The 23538-nt window shown below is 58.6% G+C and carries 21 protein-coding genes; 6 read left to right on the plus strand and 15 right to left on the minus strand.

Annotation, left to right across the window (positions count from 1 at the left end; translation table 11 throughout):
• Positions 1-13 precede the first annotated feature (13 nt).
• Entirely contained in the window at positions 14-577 is a 564-nt protein-coding gene (locus JXR15_RS07895) for a chemotaxis protein CheD (RefSeq protein ID WP_422052683.1), read from the plus strand.
• A gap of 65 nt (positions 578-642) precedes the next feature.
• Here JXR15_RS07895 and lpdA read toward each other — a convergent pair whose 3' ends face one another.
• Genes lpdA through JXR15_RS07915 form a run of 4 tightly spaced genes read right to left on the minus strand, consistent with a single transcriptional unit; the run spans position 643 to position 5514 of the window.
• Positions 643-2001: a dihydrolipoyl dehydrogenase gene (gene lpdA, locus JXR15_RS07900; protein ID WP_422052684.1), complete on the minus strand. Its 1359-nt coding sequence runs from the start codon at positions 1999-2001 to the stop codon at positions 643-645.
• Positions 2002-3258, minus strand: coding sequence for a dihydrolipoamide acetyltransferase family protein (locus JXR15_RS07905; protein WP_422052685.1), 1257 nt, complete (start codon positions 3256-3258; stop codon positions 2002-2004). It lies immediately after the preceding gene.
• Positions 3259-3262: 4 nt separating this feature from the next.
• Positions 3263-4276 (minus strand): alpha-ketoacid dehydrogenase subunit beta, encoded by a 1014-nt coding sequence (locus JXR15_RS07910; protein WP_422052686.1) that lies wholly within the window; start codon positions 4274-4276, stop codon positions 3263-3265.
• A 2-nt stretch (positions 4277-4278) separates the two neighbouring features.
• On the minus strand, positions 4279-5514 hold the full coding sequence (locus tag JXR15_RS07915) for a 3-methyl-2-oxobutanoate dehydrogenase (2-methylpropanoyl-transferring) subunit alpha (RefSeq protein WP_422052687.1): 1236 nt from the start codon (positions 5512-5514) through the stop codon (positions 4279-4281).
• 220 nt (positions 5515-5734) lie between these two features.
• Between JXR15_RS07915 and JXR15_RS07920 the strand changes: the two genes are divergently transcribed.
• Both JXR15_RS07920 and JXR15_RS07925 read left to right on the plus strand, forming a co-directional pair.
• On the plus strand, positions 5735-6199 hold the full coding sequence (locus JXR15_RS07920) for an Lrp/AsnC family transcriptional regulator (protein ID WP_422052688.1): 465 nt from the start codon (positions 5735-5737) through the stop codon (positions 6197-6199).
• A 194-nt stretch (positions 6200-6393) separates the two neighbouring features.
• On the plus strand, positions 6394-8652 hold the full coding sequence (locus tag JXR15_RS07925; protein ID WP_422052689.1) for a methyl-accepting chemotaxis protein: 2259 nt from the start codon (positions 6394-6396) through the stop codon (positions 8650-8652).
• Positions 8653-8721: 69 nt separating this feature from the next.
• Here the strand turns inward: JXR15_RS07925 and JXR15_RS07930 are convergent, their stop codons facing one another.
• The 4 genes from JXR15_RS07930 to JXR15_RS07945 all read right to left on the minus strand — a co-directional run bounded on the left by JXR15_RS07930 (position 8722) and on the right by JXR15_RS07945 (position 12891).
• Positions 8722-9819 carry an ABC transporter ATP-binding protein gene (locus JXR15_RS07930; RefSeq protein WP_422052690.1) on the minus strand — a complete coding sequence of 366 codons (1098 nt, stop codon included), beginning with the start codon at positions 9817-9819 and terminating at the stop codon, positions 8722-8724.
• Positions 9820-9823: 4 nt separating this feature from the next.
• Positions 9824-10717 carry a carbohydrate ABC transporter permease gene (locus JXR15_RS07935; protein ID WP_422052691.1) on the minus strand — a complete coding sequence of 298 codons (894 nt, stop codon included), beginning with the start codon at positions 10715-10717 and terminating at the stop codon, positions 9824-9826.
• Entirely contained in the window at positions 10710-11582 is an 873-nt protein-coding gene (locus JXR15_RS07940; protein WP_422052692.1) for a carbohydrate ABC transporter permease, read from the minus strand. The genes JXR15_RS07935 and JXR15_RS07940 overlap by 8 nt, the downstream gene beginning before the upstream one ends.
• 64 nt (positions 11583-11646) lie before the next feature.
• Entirely contained in the window at positions 11647-12891 is a 1245-nt protein-coding gene (locus JXR15_RS07945) for an ABC transporter substrate-binding protein (RefSeq protein WP_422052693.1), read from the minus strand.
• Positions 12892-13119: 228 nt separating this feature from the next.
• On the opposite strand from JXR15_RS07945, the gene JXR15_RS07950 reads away from it, so the two are divergent.
• Positions 13120-13863: a response regulator transcription factor gene (locus JXR15_RS07950; protein ID WP_422052694.1), complete on the plus strand. Its 744-nt coding sequence runs from the start codon at positions 13120-13122 to the stop codon at positions 13861-13863.
• Positions 13860-15317, plus strand: a complete 1458-nt coding sequence (locus JXR15_RS07955) for a sensor histidine kinase (RefSeq protein WP_422052695.1) — start codon at positions 13860-13862, stop codon at positions 15315-15317. The genes JXR15_RS07950 and JXR15_RS07955 overlap by 4 nt, the downstream gene beginning before the upstream one ends.
• Before the next feature lie 93 nt (positions 15318-15410).
• Here the strand turns inward: JXR15_RS07955 and scpA are convergent, their stop codons facing one another.
• Positions 15411-17537 carry a methylmalonyl-CoA mutase gene (gene scpA / locus JXR15_RS07960; RefSeq protein WP_422052696.1) on the minus strand — a complete coding sequence of 709 codons (2127 nt, stop codon included), beginning with the start codon at positions 17535-17537 and terminating at the stop codon, positions 15411-15413.
• A gap of 24 nt (positions 17538-17561) precedes the next feature.
• The gene (locus JXR15_RS07965; protein ID WP_422052697.1) at positions 17562-18521 is read right to left on the minus strand and encodes a hypothetical protein; all 960 of its coding nucleotides are present in this window, start codon (positions 18519-18521) and stop codon (positions 17562-17564) included.
• A gap of 111 nt (positions 18522-18632) precedes the next feature.
• On the opposite strand from JXR15_RS07965, the gene JXR15_RS07970 reads away from it, so the two are divergent.
• The gene (locus tag JXR15_RS07970) at positions 18633-19118 is read left to right on the plus strand and encodes a DUF4174 domain-containing protein (RefSeq protein ID WP_422052698.1); all 486 of its coding nucleotides are present in this window, start codon (positions 18633-18635) and stop codon (positions 19116-19118) included.
• A 37-nt stretch (positions 19119-19155) separates the two neighbouring features.
• Here JXR15_RS07970 and JXR15_RS07975 read toward each other — a convergent pair whose 3' ends face one another.
• The 5 genes from JXR15_RS07975 to JXR15_RS07995 all read right to left on the minus strand — a co-directional run bounded on the left by JXR15_RS07975 (position 19156) and on the right by JXR15_RS07995 (position 23465).
• Complete coding sequence (locus tag JXR15_RS07975; RefSeq protein ID WP_422052699.1) at positions 19156-20070, minus strand: aldo/keto reductase; 915 nt, start codon at positions 20068-20070, stop codon at positions 19156-19158.
• 110 nt (positions 20071-20180) lie between these two features.
• A complete protein-coding gene (locus tag JXR15_RS07980) occupies positions 20181-22211 on the minus strand; it encodes an acetyl-CoA carboxylase biotin carboxylase subunit (protein ID WP_422052700.1) in 2031 nt (676 codons plus the stop codon).
• A 155-nt stretch (positions 22212-22366) separates the two neighbouring features.
• On the minus strand, positions 22367-22567 hold the full coding sequence (locus tag JXR15_RS07985; RefSeq protein WP_299426274.1) for a hypothetical protein: 201 nt from the start codon (positions 22565-22567) through the stop codon (positions 22367-22369).
• A 313-nt stretch (positions 22568-22880) separates the two neighbouring features.
• Complete coding sequence (locus JXR15_RS07990; RefSeq protein WP_422052701.1) at positions 22881-23237, minus strand: hypothetical protein; 357 nt, start codon at positions 23235-23237, stop codon at positions 22881-22883.
• Positions 23238-23318: 81 nt separating this feature from the next.
• Positions 23319-23465, minus strand: coding sequence for a hypothetical protein (locus JXR15_RS07995; protein ID WP_283427643.1), 147 nt, complete (start codon positions 23463-23465; stop codon positions 23319-23321).
• Positions 23466-23538: the final 73 nt, after the last annotated feature.

Genomic DNA, 23538 nt, shown 5'->3' on the forward strand with positions numbered 1-23538 from the left:
AATGGAACAGCCAATGAGTCTTAGTGAAGCAGAAGCCATAAAAGGATACCAGGTCCAGCCCCTGTTGCAGGGCGACGTGCAGGTGTCCAGTGACCAAGACATCGTGATGACCACGATCCTGGGGTCATGTGTGGCAGCTTGCATGTGGGATGAAACTGCCGGTATCGGGGGCATGAACCATTTCCTCTTGCCTGGCACCGAAGACGGTTCTGCCGGTTCCATGAGCCACGGTGTGCACGCAATGGAACTGCTGGTGAACGGCTTGATCCAGGCGGGCGCCCGCCGCGACAATCTCAAGGTGAAGCTGTTGGGCGGTGGCAAGATGTTCAACAGCCGCATCGACATCGGGTCCAAAAACGCTGAATTTGCCATGTGGTTTGTGCGCAATGAAGGCTTTGAGCTGATGGACTGCTGCCTGGGTGGACAGCGTGGCCGCAACATCCGTTTCTGGCCCGTAGGAGGTCGCATTCAGCGCCGGTTTATGAAAGACACCCGCCTTCTCACCGAAGAAGAAGCACCGCGGCGCAAGCCCAAGCCCAAGGCCGACGACAACCTGGGCGACGTGCAATTGTTTTAAGACGCAGGTCCCTCCAATTCCCTGCAATCAAAAAGGCCCGCAGATCTCTGCGGGCCTTTTTTGGTTTAGATGTGCAGCGCGTGCCCCAAAGCCTTGAGACAGGCTTCCTGCAATCCTTCTGATTGCGTGGGATGCGCGTGGATCGTGGCTGCAATGTCTTCAAGGCAAGCCCCCATCTCAATGGCCAGCGAAAACGCCGCTGACAATTCCGAGATCCCCGCGCCAACCGCTTGCAGGCCCACAACTGCGTGGTCTTCTTCGCGGTACACAACCCGCACAAAGCCGTCGTCGCGCTCCGTGGTCATGGCACGGCCGTTGGCCATAAACGGAAACTCACTGGACTTGGTGCCGTCGATCTCGCCCGGCAGTGCGCCACAGGTGACCACCTCCGGATCTGTAAAACACACCGCCGGAATGGCACGTTTGTCCCACTCCACCGCATGGCCCGCGATGTGCTCCGCCACCATCTCGCCCTGCGCCATCGCCCGGTGTGCCAACATCGGCTCGCCGGTCACATCCCCAATCGCGTAAATTCCTCGCATCGAGGTCTGGCAAAAGCTGTCGATCTTCACAAACGGCCCGTCTTGGGTCAGCGCCAGCTCTTCGATGCCAATGCCCGCCGTGCGCGGACGCCGCCCGACAGTGACCAGCACCTTCTCCGCAACGACATCGCCCTGATCGGTTTGCAACGCGCCATCGGCGTACCCTTGCGCCTTGGTGCCGGTCATCACTCTCACGCCCAGCGCTTCTAGCCGCTTAGCCACCGGCTTGGTCAATGCTTTGTCATAGAGCGATAGAATGCGGTCTTCCGCCTCCACAACCGTGACCTTGCTGCCCAGCTTGGCAAATACCGTGCCCAGCTCCAACCCGATGTAGCCGCCACCAACAACCGCCAATGTCTCTGGTACTTCAGTCAGGTCCAGCGCCTCGGTGGAGGACAAGATCGGTCCGCCAAACGGCAGGAACGGCAGTTCCACCGGCGCAGAGCCCGTGGCGATCACCACGTGTTCCGCGCGGATTTGCTGCACCTCGTCCCCATTAGTGACTTCCACGGTTTTGCCATCCAGAAACCGCGCTTGTCCGGTGACAAACCGCGCTTTGGCTTTTTTCATCAACGCCGACACGCCAGTGTTCAGACGCTGCACAATGCCGTCTTTCCACGCCACGGTTTGGGCCAGATCGATGCTTGGCGCGCCTGCGGAAATCCCCAACGGCCCATCGTTCACATGCGCAATCTTGTGGAATTCATCCGCCGCGTGGATCATCGCTTTGGACGGGATGCAGCCCACGTTCAGACAGGTGCCCCCCGGCTTACCGGCATCCACAACAATGGTATCAATGCCCAGTTGCCCGGCGCGAATGGCACAGACGTAGCCCCCCGGCCCAGCGCCAATGATCAGCAGTTTACAAGATAGATCAGTCATTTAGCCCTCAACAAACAGCATGGCTGGCGTTTCCAGCAGGGTTTTCAATTTTTGCACAAAAACAGCCGCATCCCAGCCATCAATCACCCGGTGATCAAAGCTGCATGAGATGTTCATCATCTTGCGTGGCTGGAATTGCTGCCCATCCCAAACGGGGCGGATCTGCATCTTGTTCACGCCGACAATAGCCACCTCCGGGTGGTTGATGATCGGCGTTGTGGCAATCGCGCCCAGCGGACCCAACGACGTGATGGTGATTGTGCCACCGGACAGCTCATCGCGCTTGATGGTGCCATCCCGTGCTTCTTGCGCCAACCGCGACACGGTTTCGGCATTGTCCCACAGGCTGCCCGCCTCGGCGTGTTTCACCACCGGCACGTTCAACCCGTTTGGCGTCTGGGTGGCAATGCCCACATGCACGCCGCCATGACGGTGGATCACACCTGCCTCATCATCATAGCGCGCGTTCAACTCAGGCTGCTCGCGCACCGCCTCGACAATCGCCCGCATCAGGAACGGCAACAGCGTCAGCTTTGTCCGCTCGCCTTTGTGTTTGGCATTAAGCGCCGCGCGCAGGTCTTCCAGCGCCGACATCTCCACCTCTTCCACAATGGTGATATGCGGAATTTGCCGTTTGGAGATCGCCATCTTCTCGGCGATCTTGCGGCGCATGCCGATCACACGCACCTCTTCCACACCGGTGTTCTGACCGCGCACCACAGCACCTTGCTGAATGCCACCGGAGGCAATCCAGTTGTCCAGATCACCGTGGCTGATCCGTCCCGCCGCGCCGGACCCCGGCACCTGCCGCAGATCAACGCCCTCTTCCCGCGCACGCGCACGGACAGATGGCGAGGCCAATGGTTTGGTGCCCGCGGCCCGTTTCACAGGCGCTGCGGCAACAGGCGCCACCGTAGGCTTCGCCGCTGGTTTTGGCACGGGCTTATCCTCGACCTCTACAACAGCCGGCTTTTCCTGCACCGGCGCTTCAACGTCACCACTCTCGTTGCCTTCGCCGTCCACTTCAATGCGGATCAACACGGCGCCAATTGCGATCATGTCGCCAATCTCACCGCCAAGCGCGAGCACTTTACCGTCCACAGACGACGGCACTTCCACAGCGGCTTTGTCGGTCATCACGGCGGCCAGCACGTCATCTTCGCGCACCACGTCGCCAACTTTCACGTGCCATTCGACCAGCTCGGCCTCGGCAATGCCCTCTCCGACGTCGGGCAAACGGATTGCAAATACTCCCATGGGATCAGTCCTCCATGACTTTGCGCAGCGCTTCGCCAACCCGTGCAGGTCCCGGGAAATACTCCCACTCCTGCGCATGCGGATACGGCGTGTCCCATCCGGTCACCCGGATCATCGGCGCTTCAAGATGATAGAAACAGGCTTCCTGCACGAGGCTCATCAGCTCGGCCCCAAAGCCAGAGGTGCGGGTTGCCTCATGCACAATCACACAGCGCCCGGTCTTTTTCACACTCTCAACAATGGTCTCCAGATCCAGCGGCATCAGCGTGCGCAGGTCAATCACCTCCGCATCCACACCGGTCTCTGCCGCAGCCGCCTCGGCCACGTAAACCATTGTGCCATAAGTCAGAACCGTCACATCCGCGCCTTCACGCTGAATATGCGCTTTGCCCAGAGGGACAATTTCGTCGCCTTCCGGCACGTCGCCTTGTGGGTGCTTCTTCCAGCTTTCAATTGGCTTGTCATGATGCCCGTCAAACGGCCCATTATACAGTCGCTTCGGCTCCAAAAAGATCACCGGATCCGGGTCCGCTATCGCCGCCAGCAACAGACCTTTAGCATCGCGTGGATTGGACGGGATCACCACCTTCAAGCCAGATACGTGGGTGAAAATCGCCTCCGGGCTCTGACTGTGGGTCTGCCCGCCAAAGATACCGCCACCGGTGGGCATACGGATCACCAAAGGACAGGTGAAATCACCATTGGAGCGGTGCCGCAGACGCGCCGCTTCCGACACGATCTGATCATAGGCCGGGTACACATAGTCCGCGAACTGGATCTCAATCACCGGCTTTAGGCCATAAGCTGCCATGCCAATCGCCGTGCCAACAATGCCGCTCTCGTTGATCGGCGCGTCAAAACACCGGGACTTGCCGTATTTCTCTTGCAGACCCGCTGTACAACGGAACACGCCGCCAAAGAACCCAACGTCCTCGCCAAACACCACCACTTTGTCATCCGCCGCCATGGCCACATCGTGGGCCTCGCGGATGGCTTCAATCATTGTCATTTGAGCCATGATCAGAACCCCGCTTCTTGACGTTGACGGATTAGGTGCGCTGGCATGGTTTCATACACCCCTTCAAACATATCGCGCGGGCTCGGCGCCTTGCCGCCTGCCAAAGTGCCCACCGCTTCGGCCTCTTTTTGTACCGAAATCACTGAATCGAGGATTTCCGCCTCCGCCTGCGCGTGGCGGTCTTCGCTCCACTCGCCAATCTTGATCAGGTGTTGCTTCAGCCGCTCAATTGGGTCCCCCAACGGCCAGGCCGCCGCCTCGCTCTTGGAGCGATAGGCTGATGGATCATCCGAGGTCGAATGCCCACCTGCACGATATGTCACATGCTCAATCAACGTCGGGCCATGGCCCAAACGCGCCCGCTCAGCGGCCCATTTTGCCACCGCATGTACCGCCAGATAGTCGTTGCCATCCACACGCAAGGAAGCAATACCAAATCCATGGCCCCGCGCCGCAAAGGTACCCACACCGCCGCGCGCAATACCTTGGAACGTGGAAATGGCCCACTGGTTGTTGACGATGTTCAGCACCACCGGCGCCTTATAGGTCGAGGCAAACACCATCGCCGCGTGGAAATCATTCTCCGCCGTAGAACCGTCGCCAATCCAGCCGGTTGAAATCTTGGTGTCACCGGAAATCGCAGAGCCCATCGCCCAGCCAACGGATTGCACAAACTGCGTGCCCAGGTTGCCTGAAATCGAGAAGAACCCGTGTTCCTTCGACGAATACATGATCGGCAGCTGACGCCCAGCCAACGGGTCTTCGGCGTTGGAGTAGATCTGGTTCATCATCGTCAGCATTGGATAGCCTGACGCAATCAACAGACCTGCCTGACGGTAGGTCGGGAAGTTCATATCCCCCGGCTGCAACGCGCGGGCAAAGGCGCAAGACACCGCCTCTTCACCCAAATGCTGCATGTAAAAACTAGTCTTACCCTGACGCTGCGCAATCTGCATGCGCGCATCAAAGGTCCGCAGGGTCATCATGTGGCGCAAGCCATCGCGCAATTCGTCAACGCTCAATGCACCGGCCCAATCGCCAACCGCCTCGCCCTCTTTGTTGAGCACACGCACAATCGAAAACGCCATATCCCGGATGGCATCCGGGTCCGTATCCACATCGGGACGGCCAACTTCGCCAGCACGGGGGATTTCAAAATCGGAGAAGTCCGGCGTGTCGCCCGGACGGCATCCCGGTTCCGGGACATTGAGGGAGAGCGGAGCGGTATCAGAGCCCATGCGTCACCTTTCTGAAGTGGGACTGACGCCGGAAGGCACGGTTGCTCCGTCATGTTGACCCACGCAAAGGGATCAGGGGCGGACAATGGAACCGATACCCCCGCCAGTCAGCGAGAATTATTCAACCTGTTAAGTTTAGCCCACATCCCGGGTTGAAAAACGGCGTTCTCCTATCGTATTTGCGAAATGTTAGCCGAAAAAGTCGGCCAAGGAGGGAACTGTGGCGAAAATCACTATAGACGAAATTGACCGCAAAATCATCCGCGCATTGTGTGAGGATGGCCGCATGTCTGTGGTGCAAATTGCCGACCGCGTCGGCCTCTCCGCCACCCCCTGCAAACGCCGCCTGAAGCAGTTGCAAGACAGCGGGCTGATTGCTGGCTACACCCTGCGCATCGACCGCATGACCGCCGGTTTTGGCATCACCGCCTATGTAAACGTCGAGCTGGAACGGCAGGATGCGGACGCTATTTCAAATTTTCAGAAAGAAGTGGCCCGCTTTGATGAAGTTGTCACCGGCACCTTGATGACCGGCGCAATGGACTTTCAGCTCGAGATTTGGGTGGAAAGCCTTGAAGAGTTTGAGAGTTTTCTACAATCCAAGCTCATGCGCCTGCCCGGCATTCGCGCGATCCGCTCCCGTTTTGCGCTCAAGAAATTCGTAGAGCGGGTACGCATACCGTAGCATACAAACCGCAAAAAGCGCACAGCACCAATAACTTAACAAGACAACCACTCTCAATTGCCCGCCAAAACCAGTCTGACGGGCCTTATTTTCCAGCTCAAATTTACTCTTAAACACTTCGAAGGGTTTTTCTGGGTACCGATGGGGGACCCCGTAATTCCTCGGGCGATGAGACATTTTGTGAGGAGCAAAAAATGTTCAGAGCCAAAAAGCTGTCGCTTTCGCTAAAGCTGCCATTGGTGATGGTGGCGTTGACAGCCACGTTTCTGGTAACAGTGTCTTTTCTTGTTTATCGCATGGCGGAGCAAAACATTCGACAGAATGTGTACGCCTCTCACGAAACCACTGCCAACGCGGGCAAACAGGCAATTGCCGCGCTGGTTGATGCGGTCCAGCGCGACCTGGTGATGAATGCAGATCAGCCGACCACCTTCCGCGCCATCAGCAATTTTGACCGCGTGATTGGCATGATTGAGGCTGATGACCCAATCAAATACCTGACCGACACCTATATTGCCAAAAACCCAAACCCTGTGGGTGAGCGTGCCAAACTGGTGGATCCAGGGGACGGACAATACTACAGCCAATCGCACAACAGCTATCACCCCACCTTCCTGCGCTCTTTGAACCTCAATGGGTATGAAGACATCTACCTGTTCAACACCGAGGGCCGCCTGCTCTACACCGTGATGAAGCAGGACGACTTTGCGCAAGACTTCTCCAAAGGCGCTTATGCTGAGTCCGGATTGGGTCAAGTTTTCAAAGCAGCGATAAACTCCAAGCCGGGCGAGATCAGCACCTCAGACTTTAGCGCTTATGAGATCACAGGCGGCGACGCTGGCGCCTTCCTTGCGATCCCGATCCTCAGCAAAAAGAAAACCATCGCAGGCGTACTCGCGGTGCAGCTTTCAAGCGACCGCATCGTGAGCGCCCTCTCCACCAACCTGGACGACAGCGGCCACCAAAACCTATTCCTGGTGGGCGCAGACGGCACCGCGCGCAGCCCATCTCTGATCGAAGGCTTGTTTGACGTTTCCACACAACTGCCTGCCACATCGCACATTGCAGCCGCCCAAGCACACGAAGAGGCGTTCTTTGAATCGGTAGATTCAGTAAGTGGCATAGACGCCATCAGCCTTGTCAAACCCATGGAGGTGCCCGGCTTTGATTGGTCCTTGGTCATGGAAACCGACCATGACGCCGCCTTCACCGTAGTGCATCAAATCCGCATGGTGGCCATCGCCATGATCGCCGCCTCTGTGGTCATTGCGATCATTGTCTCGTGGATTGCCGCTAGCCGCGTCACCAAACCCATCCAAGCCCTGCGTGGTGTAACGGATGCTTTGGCCAAAGGCGACTACAACATTGAGATTTCCGGCGAAGAGCGCGGCGACGAGCTGGGCGATCTGGCCCGCACCATGGGCGACTTCCGCAATAAACTGCAACGCGCAGATGAGGCGTCGGAGCGCGAAGCTGAAAACGCCCGCAAAACCTCTGACGTCGTGGAAACTATGAGTGAGGCTTTGTCCGAACTTGAGCGCGGCAACCTGGCCTGTGACATCAACGAGCCGTTTGTGGCCGACTATGAAATTTTGCGGGAGAACTTCAACCGCAGCCTGGCCAACCTGCGCGACCTGATGTCTGACATCGTCGAAGCCTCCCAGCACGTGGGACAGTATTCTGACGAACAGAAGTCCGCCGCCACCGTGATGGAGAAACGCACTGAAAGCGCCGCGGCCACACTCGAAGACACGGCGAACGCGGTCAATTCGCTTTCCGATGGCGTAAAAGCCACCGCCGACCGTGCGACCCGTGTGGACGGCGTTATGCAAACCGCGCGTCAGGAAGCCGAGAACAGCCGTGATGTTGTGTCCTCCGCAGTGGAAGCCATGGACCAAATCCAAACCGCTTCCAGCGAGATTTCGCAAATCATCGGCGTGATCGACGACATCGCGTTCCAAACCAATTTGCTTGCATTGAATGCTGGGGTCGAAGCCGCTCGCGCCGGCAGCGCTGGCAGTGGCTTTGCTGTGGTCGCCTCCGAGGTGCGCGCCTTGGCACAACGTGCCTCCGAAGCCGCCGGTCAAATTCAGGGTCTCACCAGCGCCAGCGAGGACCATGTTTCCAACGGTGTGGAAATGGTGGGCCGCGCTGGCGAAGCCCTCTCCAAAATCATCACACAGGTGACATCTGTCTCCGATCTGGTGACCGAGATTTCCGAAGGCGTGCGCACGCAATCCTCTGGCTTGGACAGCATCAACACCTCCATGAGTGAACTCGACTCCATGACTCAGCAAAACACCGCCATGGCCGAAGAGGCTGCCGCATCGAGCCAGATGCTGCTGGCAGAGGCGCAAGGCCTCTCTGGTATTGTCGCCCGTTTTGACATGGAGGGTGCAGAACAACCTGAAGTGGCTGACGACTTCGATGATGAGGAGCGCCTAAGCGCTTAAAGCAACGCGTTTACAAAAAAGGCCCGCTTGGCAAAACCAAGCGGGCCTTTTTAATTCATCGATACCGACTTAGTTCAGCCGCTCACCGGTCCCTGGCGCAAAGTAGGACACTTTGCTCAAGTCAAACGCCAATGGCAGCGCTTTGCCCGACTCGGCGCCGGTTTCGGCGTGCAAGCGCGCCGTGACCTGTTTGCCGCCCAGCTCAGAGACCACAAACGTATCCGCGCCCGCAGGCTCAACCATGTCGATATGGCACTCGGCCACCTGCACATCTTCACCAGCGCGGAACCCCGCTTCGGCAATGTCTTCAGGCCGCAATCCAAGGATCACATCCTGCGGCAGATTCTCCGCATGGGTGTCGGTCAGCATCAGCGGTGCCGCGCCCTGACGGGCAATCTCAATCTGCGTGCCTGTGCCGTTTTTGGTAGCCTTAGCAGGGATCAGGTTCATTGCCGGGCTGCCCATGAAGTCCGCCACAAACAGGTTGGCCGGACGGTTGTAGATCTCCGCCGGGGTGCCAATCTGCTGCACCACACCGCCTTTCAGAACCACAATCTTGGTCGCAAGCGTCATCGCCTCGATCTGATCGTGGGTCACATAGACCATGGTCGCGCCAAGGTTCTGGTGCAGCTTCTTGATCTCAGAGCGCATCTCAACCCGCAACTTGGCGTCGAGGTTGGACAGCGGCTCGTCAAACAGGAACAGCTTTGGATCGCGCACCAACGCCCGCCCCATGGCCACACGTTGACGCTGACCACCGGAGAGTTGGCCCGGACGGCGGTGCAACAGCTGTTCAATCTGCAACTGGCTGGCCACCTCATTGAGCTTCCGCTCCTGCGTCGCCGCATCCACACCACGCACTTTCATGCCAAAGGTGATGTTCTTGGCCACCGACATGGTCGGGTACAGCGCATACGATTGGAACACCATCGCGATGTCGCGATCCTTGGGGCTGACATGGGTCATGTCCTTGCCACCAATCGACAGCGTGCCGCCGGTGATTGGCTCCAGCCCAGCGATGCAATTCAGCAGCGTGGACTTACCACAGCCCGACGGGCCGACCAGCACCAGAAAATCACCTGGCTCAATCGCCACATTGATGTCTTTGAGGATCTCGACAGAACCATAGTTCTTGTAGAGGTTTTTGATATCCAGAATGGGTGCCATGAGGTTAACCTTTCACGGAGCCTGCGGTCAGGCCGCGGATGAAGTATTTGCCTGCCACCACATAGACAAGCAGCGTGGGAAGGGCGGCGATGATGGCAGCGGCCATATCGACGTTGTATTCCTTCACCCCTGTGGTGGAGTTGACGATGTTGTTAAGGGCCACGGTCACTGGCTGCGTACCGGCCTGACTAAAGCTGACCCCGAAGAGGAAGTCGTTCCAGATGTTGGTGAACTGCCAGATCACGGTCACCACCACGATGGGGAGCGACAGCGGCAGGAAGATTGACCAAAAAATTCGGAAAAACCCTGCCCCGTCCACTTTGGCCGCTTTGGTCAACTCAGACGGAATTGTGACATAGTAGTTGCGGAAGAACAGCGTGGTGAAGCCAATCCCATAGATCACGTGCACGAAGATCAATCCAGGGATCGAGCCCGCCAATCCCAAAATGCCCAGACTGCGCGCCATTGGCAGCAGCACCACCTGAAACGGGATGAAGCAACCAAACAGCATCAGCGAGAAGATCAGGTTCGCACCTTTAAAGCGCCACTGCGCAATCACATAGCCGTTCACAGCACCCAGCAGCGTGGCAATGAACACCGCTGGCACAGTCATCAAGACCGAGTTCCAGAAGTAAGGCTTCAGACCTTCACATTTCACGCCGGTACATGTTTCAGACCAAGCTGTGCGCCATGCATCGAATGTCACTTCACGTGGCAGGGCCACCAAAGAGCCAGTCCGGATTTCCTCCAAGCTTTTCAGCGAGGTGGTCACCATGACAAACAGCGGCATCAGGTAGAAGAGCGCAAACAAGCCCAGCAGAGAAAACAACAACCACCGCAGCGCCAGCTGACTGTAGTTGCGACGCGGTGCGTCGTAAGATTGGGTGAAATCAGTCATGTTTCGCCCTCAATTCAGAGTACAGGTAAGGCACGACAATGGTGAACACGACACCCATCATGACCATGGCAGAGCTGGCCGCTTGCCCAATGTCGCCGCGCGAAAACGCCATGGCATACATGTAGGTCGCTGGCAGATCGGTGGCATATCCAGGACCACCACCCGTCAGCGCAATCACAAGGTCAAAGCTCTTGATGGCCAAGTGTGCCAAAACGATAAATGCGGACAAAAAGATCGGCGCCATCGACGGGATGATAATCGCTGAATAAATCCGCCAAGTGGGAATTCCATCAACTTGCGCGGCCTTGATGATTTCCTCATCCACGGAGCGCAACCCAGCCAAAAACAGCGCCATCACAAAGCCGCTGGCCTGCCAAACGGCCGCAATCACCACCGCATAGATTGCCATCTTGGGATCGGTGATCCAGTTGAAGGTGAAGCTCTCAAATCCCCAGCTGCGCACCGTTGCCTCAATGCCAAGGCCGGGGTTCATGATCCACTTCCACGCGGTCCCGGTCACAATCATCGAGAGCGCCATCGGGTAGAGATAGATCGTACGAAGCGCCCCTTCAGCGCGGATTTTTTGATCCAGCAAAATGGCCAGAAACAGACCGAGGATCAGCGAGATCCCGATAAACAGCCCGCCAAAGATGAACAAGTTGTCCATCGCCGTGTCCCAACGTGGGGAGGCAAACAGGCGATCGTACTGAATGAAGCCTTTGATTTCGTATTTCGGCATCAACTTGGAACGGGTGAGAGACACCCAGCCGGTCCAGATGATAAAGCCATAGACAAAGATGAGGACGGCCACAAAAGACGGTGCTAGCACCATTTTTGGCACGTGGCGTTCAAGCCATTCGGTCATCACAACGACCCTTTATTTAAGTGCCCCGCCCCGAAGCAATCTCGGGACAGGGCGTGGGAGGAGGTTACAGCGAGTTGGCAACCGCGTCGGCCAGCATCTGAACAGCTTCAGCCGAAGACATGTCCGAGTTGAAGTGCGCTGTCACAACATCGGTGATCGCACCGGCCTGGGCACCACGCAGCGCCATGCCGTGGGCATAGCTTGGCAGCAGGGAGCCACCGGTGTTGCTGGCGGCCATATCTGCCGCAGAGGTGTGCGCACAGGAGTCAAACTCATCCAATGCAACGTCGGTGCGTGCTGGAATGGAGCCTTTGTTCAGGTTGAACACTTTCTGGAAGCTCTTGCCAACAATCAGCTCAGCCAACAGTTTCTGACCGTTTTGCTTGTCATCACCGTCCACATTGAACATCGCAAAGCTGTCCACGCTGTAGAGGAAACCGTCACCCGGTGTCGACACACAGAGGAAATCTTCGCCAGGAACTTTGCCGGCAGCCAGGAATTCACCTTTGGCCCAGTCACCCATGATCTGGAACGCCGCTTCGCCGTTCATGACCATTGCGGTGGCTAGGTTCCAATCGCGACCGGAGAAGTTTCCGTCCACATAACCGCGTAGCTTGCGCATCTGATCAAAAACTTCGACCATTTGATCGGACTTCAGCGTGTCCATATCCAGATCAACAAATGCTTTCTGGAAGAACTCTGCGCCACCAAGGCCAAGAGCCACAGCTTCAAAAACAGTTGCGTCCTGCCAGGCCTGACCACCGTGAGCCAGTGGGATAACGCCAGCCGCCATCAACTTGTCCGCCGCGGCGTTGAATTCCGCCCAAGTGTTGGGCATCGCAATGTCGTTGGCTTTAAGGATGTCGGCATTGGCCCAGATCCAGTCGATCCGGTGTACGTTTACCGGTGCAGCACACCAGGTGCCTTCACATTTCATATGGCCTGCGATTGAGGCTGGCAAAACGTCAGCCCAACCCTGCGCCTCAGCAACATCGGATATATCTGCCAGCACACCTTCTTCATACCATTCGGCAATGGCTGGGCCTTTCAGCTGCACGGCGGTTGGCGCATTGCCGGACAGCACGCGCGCACGCAACGCAGTCATCGCGGCGTCACCGCCACCACCAGCAACCGGCATGTCAGTCCAGGTGCCGCCGTTGTCTGCAAATTCTTTTTGCAGCACAGCCACAGACTTGGCTTCGCCACCAGATGTCCACCAGTGCAGAACTTCTGCCTGAGGCTCAGCCTTTGCAACGTTGGATGCAACAAGCGACGCAACCACAGCGGCCGCGAATACGGATTTTTTCATAATTTCCTCCCAATTTCACCGCCCGTTTGAGCAGTGCTGCCCCATTCCTGCCAAACCGCAGGGGGATGTCACAATCCACCAAATACCAGTTTGCGCTTTGCCATGTCACAAAATCCGGTGTTCTGTTACACGCTGTTACCTAGGCCTTGATTTTGTTGCACGGTGTTACAAAGCAAGCGACATGTCAGCCCGCTGTGGGGAGCAGCGGGAGAGCACGGGGAGGCAGAGATGACGATTCCACGTTTGTTGGTGGTAGATGATGATGCGGAAACGCGCGGAATGCTCACACAGTTCCTGCGCCAGAATGGTTTCATCGCTTTGCCCTGTGACAGCGAGGTCACCATTCGCGAACAACTGGACAGTGGCCGCGTGGACCTCATCTTGCTGGATGTGATGCTAGGGGACGAATACGGCGTCGACATCTGTAAACGCCTGCGCCACGAACAGGACGTGCCCGTGATCCTTGTTTCTGCCCTCTCCGCCGATCATCACCGCATGGCGGGGTATGAAGTCGGCGCGGACGACTACATCGCCAAGCCGTTTAATCCCAACTTGCTTCTGGCGCGCGTAAAAGCCGTCCTGCACCGTGCCAAACGCAGCAGCTCTCTCACCTACCGGCGCAGCATCTCCACCTTCCGCTTTGGCGGCTGGTGTTATGACGCCAAACGCGACGAGATCACCTCGCCGCAGAACTACCAAGTCAGCCTGTCGCGCAAGGAAACCGCCCTGCTCAAGGTCTTCTTGGGCAATCCTCACATCCCCCTGACGCGCGAAGAGATCAACACCGCCCTGGACGTGACCGGCGACGGGCAAGACGCGGGATCCGGTAACCCGGGCCGCGCCATCGACGTTTTGGTTGGACGCCTACGCGGCAAAATCGAAGCAGATCCCAAAATCCCGGAGCTGCTGCGCACACAACGTGGCGTTGGTTATGTTCTGGCCGTGGACGTTGTGGTTGAGGACGATCAATGACCTCAAAGTCACATGGTCTTCGCCTGCAATCGCTGGGCCTGTTTCTGGTGTTTTCCTGCTTTGCCGCCGCATACGGCACCGCCTGGCTCTGGACCGCCTCCAGCACCGGCTGGCGGGACCACCTGACCCGTAGCTACGTCACAGGCGTCTCGCTTTACGACAGCCTGCGCACCCGCGCCGACCCACCGGTTGATGTCGAGATTCAAACCCTAAGCCAAAGCTCTCAGGAGCTGGTCTCCCAGCGTGAATTTCTACAGCTCCGCGGCGTGCCAAAACCGGCCTTTGTGACCCATGTCTCCATCCGGGGCCAAGGTCATGACCCCATGTCAGGCGAAACCCTCGCTCTGGTGATCGTCTCAGACAGCCTGCGGTACAACGTCTCTGAACTGGTCTCCAATGAGCGCCAGTCTGCGGCGCAAAAACTCGGCCGGGTCACCCAGCTTCTGGCCACCTATTGCAGCGAACCCATTTTATACGCCCGCCTGGGCGCGCAGGACTGGAAACGCGTGGACGGCCGACCGGTTTGGGGCTGTGATGCCGCGCCCACCGATTTCCGTCTGTTGGCAGTTTTGCTCGCCATTGTCTCGATCACCATATTCACCTCGATTGTGCGCGACACCTCCGCTCACTTCGAACGCTTCGCCCGCACCCTACGCAACCACCGCCGTCTTGGCGGCCCGCAACGCTACCCGGTGCAGGGCCCTGAAGAACTGCGCGACATCGTACAGGCCGTAAACCAATATCTCGGGCGCGAACGGGATCAAATTGCCAAGCGCGCCACCGTGCTCTCCGGCGTCAGCCACGACCTTGGCACCCCCGCCACCCGCCTGCGCCTGCGCGCCGCTCTGGTACAGGATGCGGACCTGCGCGAGAAGTTTGAGGCTGACATCGACAGCATGACCGGCATGATCGAAAGCGTGCTGACCTACACCCGCGCCGAACTCAACGAAGAAGCCCCGCGCGAGTTATCCCTGACCTCTTTGGTGGAGGCCCTGGTGGACGATTATCAGGACACCGGCCAACCCGTCACCCTGGCCGCTCTGGAAACCCCGTCATTCCAAGGCGGCGGCTCGGTGTTCATGTCCAACGCCGGACGTGGCTCGCTCCCGTCCGAGCAGCGCATCCTAGTCTCTGCCCGCCCAATCTCTCTCAAACGCGCGATTTCCAACCTGATCGAAAACGCCCTGAAATACGGGCGCAAAGCAAAAGTGGAACTGGTCGCCACCGCCGAACACGCCACACTCACCGTTGAGGACGAAGGCTCCGGCATGACCGCCGCCGAAATCGAAGCCGCCGTGGCCCCCTTCACCCGCGGCGACAACACCCAGGCGATTGACGGCTACGGTTTAGGCCTGACGATTGTGGCCACTGTGGCGGAGCAACACGGCGGCACACTTTATTTTGAAGCGGGCACCGCCGGCATGCGCGCCTGCCTGAAAATCCAACGCCACTAAGCGACAAAAATAGCGCTGCGGTTTCCCGCAACGCCCCGCTTTCTCAGTCCCAAAATATCCTCGGGGGTTTGGGGGCAGACAGCCCCCAATGCCTTACGCCCGCGCGTCGCGGATCAGCTGCAGAATGTTCTGAGCCGCGTCCGGAATATTGGTGCCTGGCCCAAAGATCGCCTTCACACCAGCGTTTTGTAGGAATTCATAATCCTGCTGCGGGATCACCCCGCCACAGATCACGATGATGTCTTCCGCGTCTTTGCCTTTCAGGGCTTCGATCAGCTGAGGCGCCAAGGTCTTGTGACCCGCGGCTTGTGAGGAAATCCCCACGACATGCACGTCGTTGTCCACCGCGTCCTGCGCCGCCTCTTCCGGGGTCTGGAACAGCGGGCCGACATCGACGTCAAACCCAATGTCCGCAAAGGCTGTCGCGATCACCTTCGCGCCGCGATCATGCCCGTCCTGGCCCATTTTCACCACCAGCAAACGCGGACGACGGCCTTCTTCTTCGGCAAACTCCTCGATGGACTTCTGAATCGCCGCAAAGCCTTCGTCGCCTTCATACGCGGCGCCATAGACGCCCGCCAATGTCTTCACCTCGGCCCGATGGCGGCCGAATTCCTTCTCCATTGCCATGCTGATTTCTCCTACCGAGGCACGCGCCCGCGCCGCTTCCACAGCCGCCGCCAACAGGTTGCCGCCTTCCTTCGCCACTTTGGTCAGGTTCGCCAATGCCGCCTCACAGGCCTCGCTGTCCCGATCCGCGCGGATCTGCGCCAAACGCGCCACCTGGCTTTCGCGCACCGCCACGTTGTCCACGTCCAGAATGTCGATCGGGTCTTCGTTGTCCTTGCGGTATTTGTTCACGCCAACAATGACTTCGTCGCCTTTGTCGATCATCGCCTGACGGGTCGCAGCACTTTCCTCAATGCGCAGCTTTGGCATGCCAGAGGCCACCGCCTTGGTCATGCCACCCATCTCCTCAACCTCTTCCATCAGCGCCCATGCCTTCTGGATCAAGTCGTCGGTCAGCGCTTCCACATAGTAAGAGCCCGCCAATGGGTCGACCACGTTGGTCACGCCGGTCTCTTCCTGCAGGATCAACTGCGTGTTGCGCGCAATCCGGGCCGAGAAATCTGTAGGCAAGGCAATCGCCTCGTCCAGCGCGTTGGTGTGCAGCGACTGCGTGCCGCCCAGAACAGCAGACATCGCCTCATAAGCGGTGCGGATCACGTTGTTGTACGGGTCCTGCTCCTGCAAACTCACGCCAGAGGTCTGACAGTGGGTGCGCAGCATTTTGGAACGCTCGTTCTTGGCGCCAAACTCGGTCATCACCCGGTGCCACAGCGTCCGCGCTGCACGCAGCTTGGCTGCTTCCATGAAGAAGTTCATGCCAATCGCAAAGAAGAAGCTCAGGCGCCCGGCAAACTTGTCCACATCCATGCCCGCGTTCATCGCAGCCCGCACATACTCGCGCCCGTCCGCCAACGTATAGGCCAGCTCCTGAACCAAATTGGCGCCCGCTTCCTGCATGTGATAGCCGGAAATCGAGATCGAGTTGAACTTCGGCATCTCATTGGAAGTGTACTCAATGATGTCGGAAATGATCCGCATCGACGGCTCTGGCGGATAAATATAGGTGTTGCGCACCATGAACTCTTTCAGAATGTCGTTCTGAATGGTGCCCGCCAGCAGGCTCTTGTCATGGCCCTGCTCTTCGCCGGCCACAATGAAGTTTGCCAAAATCGGGATCACCGCGCCGTTCATGGTCATCGACACCGACACTTTGTCGAGCGGAATGCCATCAAACAGGATTTTCATGTCTTCAACGCTGTCGATCGCCACCCCGGCTTTGCCAACGTCACCCACAACACGGTCGTGGTCGCTGTCATAGCCCCGGTGCGTCGCCAAATCGAAGGCCACCGAGACACCTTGCTGACCTGCGGCCAAGTTGCGGCGGTAAAACGCGTTGGATTCTTCTGCGGTGGAGAACCCCGCATACTGACGGATGGTCCAGGGACGGCCCGCATACATGGTGGCTTTTGGGCCCCGGGTGAACGGCCCCACACCGGGTACGCCGCCCATGTGGCCCAGCCCCTCGGTGTCCTCCGCCGTGTAGAGCGGCTTGACGTCGATGCCTTCCAGCGTCTTCCAGGTCAGATCCTCAAGCGGCTTCCCGCGCAGCTCTTTCTCTGCCAGTTCGGCCCATTTCTTGGTGTCCGTCATTGGTGTCATCCTCGTCTGTGTTCGTTAGGAGCCAAAACGCCCGGCGTGTTGCGCCGTGCTGGTCCCGTTTTCTTCGATGAGAAACGCCAAACCATCCGCCCCGGCGCGCAGCCAGGCCAAATCCTCAACGTAAATCTCGCGTAAAATATCAACTTGAAAGGCGCTGAACGGATGCCAGCGCTCGGTGCCATCGGGCAGGCTTCTGTGGTCCAACCCGCGATCCGTCAGAACGTCACGCAACTCCGGCAGCTCCGGCACATGCGACAGGCCGCTGACGCGGAAATTGGTTGGCGCGCCAAACCGCCCGCTGACCGCATATTCCACAACCCGCGCCGGCTGTTCGCCCAGCCGCTCGTATGGCAGCACCAGGATTTCCGCATCCGGCGCCGCACAGGCCACGTCCTGCACCACCTTGCGCCAACTGCGGGGCTGCGTGACCAAGCGATCCATTGTCGCCTCATTCGGCACATCCGCGCCCATCTGCAACGCATGCGCCATCGCCCCGCCCCAGTAATCTTCCAACGCCCGCATCCCCAGTACAACCCGCTTCACTCGCCCGCCAAAGGCATGCACCATACGCGCCACCCGCTCTCCCGCCGCCGGATAAAGCCGCTCGCTGGCGATGTTGCTCTCCATGGCGCCGAGCATATTGGGTTCCAGCACCAACAACTCGCGCACACTCTCGCGCTCCAACATGGCACAGCGCAGCTGCACCCGCCCTGCCCCACGCGCCCGACGTCGCGCCACGCCGTCCAGGCCAGACTTTAGCGTCAGCCCGTCAAACAGCCCTTTGCGGGTGATCTCTGGTGTCCAGACCTTAAGGCCGTGCGCCTCTAGTGGACGGCGGTTGCGGTTGAGATAGCTGGCGAGCGTGGAAACCCCACTCAGATGGGCCCCGACATGTAGGATGACGTCCATGGCTTTGCGCACCTTTTTGAGGGCCACACCCTCAAGGCTGGCCGGATATACAAGGGCCGTCATCATGCCCCACCACCCGTGCAAATGCTGTTAATCGGCGTTAAAATTTGACCGACTTTACCAAAGGGGTTCGTATTGCCAGAAACACCCCCTATATTGGTCAGAACAGGAGAGACGATGACACACCGCTTAGCCTTTGTTCTGACAGGTTTTCTGGCTGCCTCCGGCGCCGCCGCACAAGCCACTGAATCCACCTCAGAAGACGCCCCAACCACTGTAGAAACCGTGGCAGAAAATGCACCGGAATTAATACAATCTGGCCTCAATGCCACCTTGGAGGAATACCTCTGGTTAAACCGCTTGGTTGTGGTCTTTGCCGACACCGACCGTGACCCGCGGTTTATCAGACAGATCGAGCTGATCGAGGCCTTGCCCGAAGAACTGATCGAACGCGACGTGGTGGTGCTCACGGACACCGACCCGGCGGCCAAATCCGCGCTGCGCAAACGGCTGCGCCCGCGCGGCTTCATGATGGCCTTGGTGGGCAAAGACGGCATTGTGTACCTGCGCAAACCGGAGCCCTGGACAGTGCGCGAGCTCTCGGCCTCGATCGACAAAAACCCGCTGCGGCAGCAGGAAATCCGCGACCGTCGCCAACCATAGGCGCCGACACAAGCCGTGATATGTCGCCCGCGCTGCCTCACGGCATCGGCACCCCACGTGCTGCCACCAATACGTCGTACCAATCCTGACGGCTCAACGTCACGTTATAGGCTTTGGCACTGTCTGTGATCCGATCCACATTCTGCGTGCCAATCAGCGCCATGCTCACCGCCGGATGCGCCAGAACCCAAGCCAGCGCGACATGATCCACCCCCACGTCTTCCCGCGTGGCAATGCTGTCGAGCACAGACAACACCCGCGCTTCCTGCGTACCGGCTTCCGGCTGATGGGTCGCGGTCAAACGCCCGCCTCCCAGAGGTGACCAGGCCATAGTGGCAAGGTTCAACTCCTGCGCAATATCCAATGTGCCATCTTCTAACGGCGCGATGGCCAGCGGTGAAAACTCTGGCTGATTGGCCACCAGCGGGAAATCTAACTTGCTCTGCAACGCCCGGATTTGGGTGTGGCTAAAGTTGCTCACACCGGCTTCCCGGATCTTCCCGGCCGCCCGAAGCTGCGTCAACGCGTCAGCGACCTCGTCATAAGAGGCCAAAAGATCTGGCCGATGGATCAGGAATACGTCGATCACGTCGCTCTTGAGCCGCGCGAGTGAACCCTCGCAACTCGCAATCAGGTTGGACGCGCGGCTGTCATACGGCACCGGCGGATGAATCCCACCTTTGGTGACCAGCACGGTCTTGTCGCGCAATCCCGCATTGGCCGCATAAACCTCCCCCAAAACCGCTTCAGCCCCGCCAAACCCTTCTGCGCCAAAACCATAGATCGCAGCTGTGTCGACCAGGTTGGCCCCAATCTCCAGCGCCGCCTCAATCTTTGCTGTCGCATCCGCAACCGTGCTGCCGGAGAAACGCCAACAGCCATACGCCAGACGGCCAACCCCAAACGGGCCGATGTTTGTCGTTTTGGAGATGGCTAGCTTGCTATCAGGCATGGCAAATACCAATTCGGGGCAGCCCACGGCCGCAGGTGGGAATAATGCCCCCGACCATTCGGGAAGTCGGGGGCTGCCCGGTCAATGACCGGGCCACAAGGTCTCAGGCGTTATTCAAACTCCATGATCACATCGTCCACCGCGAGGCTGTCACCCGCCGCCGCGTTGATCTTTGTGACCACAGTGGTTTTCTCTGCGCGCAAGATGTTTTCCATCTTCATGGCTTCCACGGTGCAGAGCGCTTGGCCTTCCTGCACCTCATCGCCCACTTCCACGTCGACCTTCACGATCAGACCCGGCATTGGGCAGAGCAACAGCTTGGAGGTATCGGGCGCAATCTTCTCCGGCATCAGCTTGGCCAATTCCGCCTGACGTGGCGTACGCACATTGACGACCATATCCGCACCACGCGTGCGCAACCGGAAGCCGCTTGGCACCTTGCCCACCTTCAGGACAAGCTTCTCACCGCCAACTTTCAAAGTTGCGAGCTGATCCCCCGGTGTCCAATCCGAGGACACGCGCAGCTTGCTGCCGTCCTCAAACTTGATGGTGGAGCCTTTTTTGTCAGCCTTCACCTTCACGGCGAAATCCTGACCCTGTGCGCTCACAACCCACTTCTTGCCCACACGGCGCTCGTGGTTGTCCATCCGGCCCGATACGCGGGTACGACGGATTTCCGCCACGCGGTACATCGCTGCCGCCGCTGCCGCCACACGCTTCAATTGGTCTTCCGGCAGATCCACACCTTCAAACCCATCCGGATACTGCTCTTCGATAAAGGCAGTGGTCATGTCACCTTTCGCAAAAATCGGGTGATCCATCACCGCGCTCAGGAACGGCAGGTTGTGGCCAATACCCTCAACCTCAAAGCTGTCCAGCGCCACACGCATCGCCTCAATCGCTTTGTCACGGGTTGGCGCCCAGGTGCAGAGCTTTGCGATCATCGGGTCATAGTACATGCTGATCTCGCCGCCTTCATAGACGCCGGTGTCGTTGCGCACGACCACATCACCCGCATCACCCGGCGCGGTGCCTGGGGTGTAGGCTTTGGTCTCGGCTGGTGGACGGTAACGCGTCAGACGGCCAATCGACGGCAGGAAGTTCCGGTAAGGGTCTTCCGCATAAAGACGGTTTTCAATCGCCCAGCCCTGCAACTTCACGTCATCCTGCGTGATGCTCAGCGGCTCACCATTGGCCACACGGATCATCTGCTCCACAAGATCGACACCGGTGATCAGCTCGGTCACAGGGTGTTCCACCTGCAAACGGGTGTTCATCTCCAGGAAATAGAAGTTCTTGTCGCCATCAACGATGAATTCCACGGTCCCAGCAGAGGCATAACCCACCGCTTTGGCCAGCGCGACAGACTGCTCGCCCATCGCTTTGCGGGTGGCTTCATCCAAAAACGGGCTTGGCGCTTCCTCGACAACTTTCTGGTTCCGGCGCTGGATCGAACATTCCCGCTCACCCAGATACACGCCATTGCCATGGGCGTCACACAGCACCTGAATTTCAATGTGACGTGGCTGGGTTACAAATTTCTCGATGAAGATGCGGTCATCACCAAAGCTGTTGGCCGCTTCGTTCTTGGAGGATTGGAACCCTTCGCGCGCTTCCTGATCGTTCCAGGCAATGCGCATGCCTTTACCACCGCCACCGGCGGAGGCTTTGATCATCACCGGATAGCCAACCTCGTTGGAGATCTTCACGGCTTCATCCGCATCTTCGATCAGCCCCATATAGCCCGGCACGGTGGAGACATTGGCCTCCTGCGCAATCTTCTTGGAGGTGATCTTGTCCCCCATGCTTTCAATCGCGCCTTTAGGCGGGCCAACAAAGGCCACCCCAGCCGCCTCAAGCGCCTCGGCAAACTTGGCGTTCTCCGAGAGGAAGCCATAGCCCGGGTGCACGGCCTGTGCGCCGGACTGTTTGATGGCGTCCATAACCTTGTCGATCACGATGTAGGACTGGTTCGCTGGCGGCGGGCCGATGTGAATGGCTTCATCTGCCATCTGCACATGCAGCGCCTGCTTGTCGGCGTCAGAGTAAATCGCCACAGTCTTGATACCCATTTTCTGGGCAGACTTGATCACACGGCAGGCAATCTCGCCCCGGTTGGCAATCAGGATCTTGTCGAACATCTTATCGTCCTTCTTGGTCTTCGCGAGCCGCGACAGCAGCTGGCATAGGCAACAAAAAAGCCACCGCCGCGCTTGCGCACGTCGATGGCTTTGGGTTCGGAACCGGCTGAAGTTCAGCCGGACAATTCAAATCACCCTGCGGCGCGAAATGACGCTCAGCAGCTGGTGGCGAATTCTTGACAATAGATCGTGTTGGCCGCGCCGCCGACAATTGCGCCGGCTGCCAGGCTGCCACCAACGGCCGCTGCCGCAACGGTGCCTGCGCCCGCGCCAATAAGCGCCTGCTCGCCCATGGTCCGGCCGCATGCCGAGAGCCCAAGGAGCGCAATGATGGAAACTGCTGCTGTGATACGCATGTGTCTGTGCCTCTTCCCGTGACGGGTCTGTTGGCGGATCTTATGTCCACCTGTGCTGTGAGTGTGCCCACAATCTCACCCGTTTTCACCGGACGCGCAAGCGCCGCAGAAAAAACGGGTGATCCTGAAGGGACAACACAGGACCACCCGAAAGGGGAAGGGTAACGGAATACACTGTTACAGGAGCGATGCGCGACAACGCCCCACTCCATCACAGTGACCTTGCCACGGCAAACCACGGAAAACAGGGACAATTTTGCCTCTGCTCCGCTTTGGGCAATGGCTTGCCCATTATGTCGTGGCATCGGCAACATTACGCCCAGTCATCCTCAAATGCGTCGGGGAAGGAAATCCGCGCCACAGCTTCGTCAATGACCAGCAGCGCCTCATAGTCCTCCGGATCAAAATCCTCTTCAACTGCCACAACTTCACGGCCAAACAGCCAGCTCAACCGGCCGGCATCCAGATTGCCCCGCTCAAACGGCTGGTCGCCGAAGCATTCCCACAACGCCGCCATAAAGCCCGCGTCCGCGCGTCGATCCGCTGGCCGGCGGTCCTTGAACCGCTCACGGCGGGTGATCGGCGTGACCCCTTTGGGGTTGGCGCGACGAATGGTGAATTGGAAATCCGATCCCGGAAGACGTCCGGGGAACCCGCGATGCTTGATCATGCCACGGCCCTCCGGATCTGAGAGGGGGTGGCGCGGGTGTGAACAGGCCGTGCGGCCTGTCCACCTGTCAGGCGCGAAGCCTTACTTGTATTTGCCAGTGTAAGTTGGCTCAGAAGAGATCGGCTCTGGGTCGACCACAACATATTCTTCCAGCGGCTCGTCTTGACCACAGGCTGCCACGATGGCCACGAGGCCGATCGCGAGGAATGTCTTGATGCTCTTGGACATCTTGTTCTCCACTCATTGTTTAACGTCCAAACAGGGCGGATTTGCCCTGCCTGCCTCAGTGCCCCACGTTGGG

The organism is Shimia sp., assembly GCF_049116215.1.
Classification (GTDB): Bacteria; Pseudomonadota; Alphaproteobacteria; order Rhodobacterales; family Rhodobacteraceae; genus Shimia.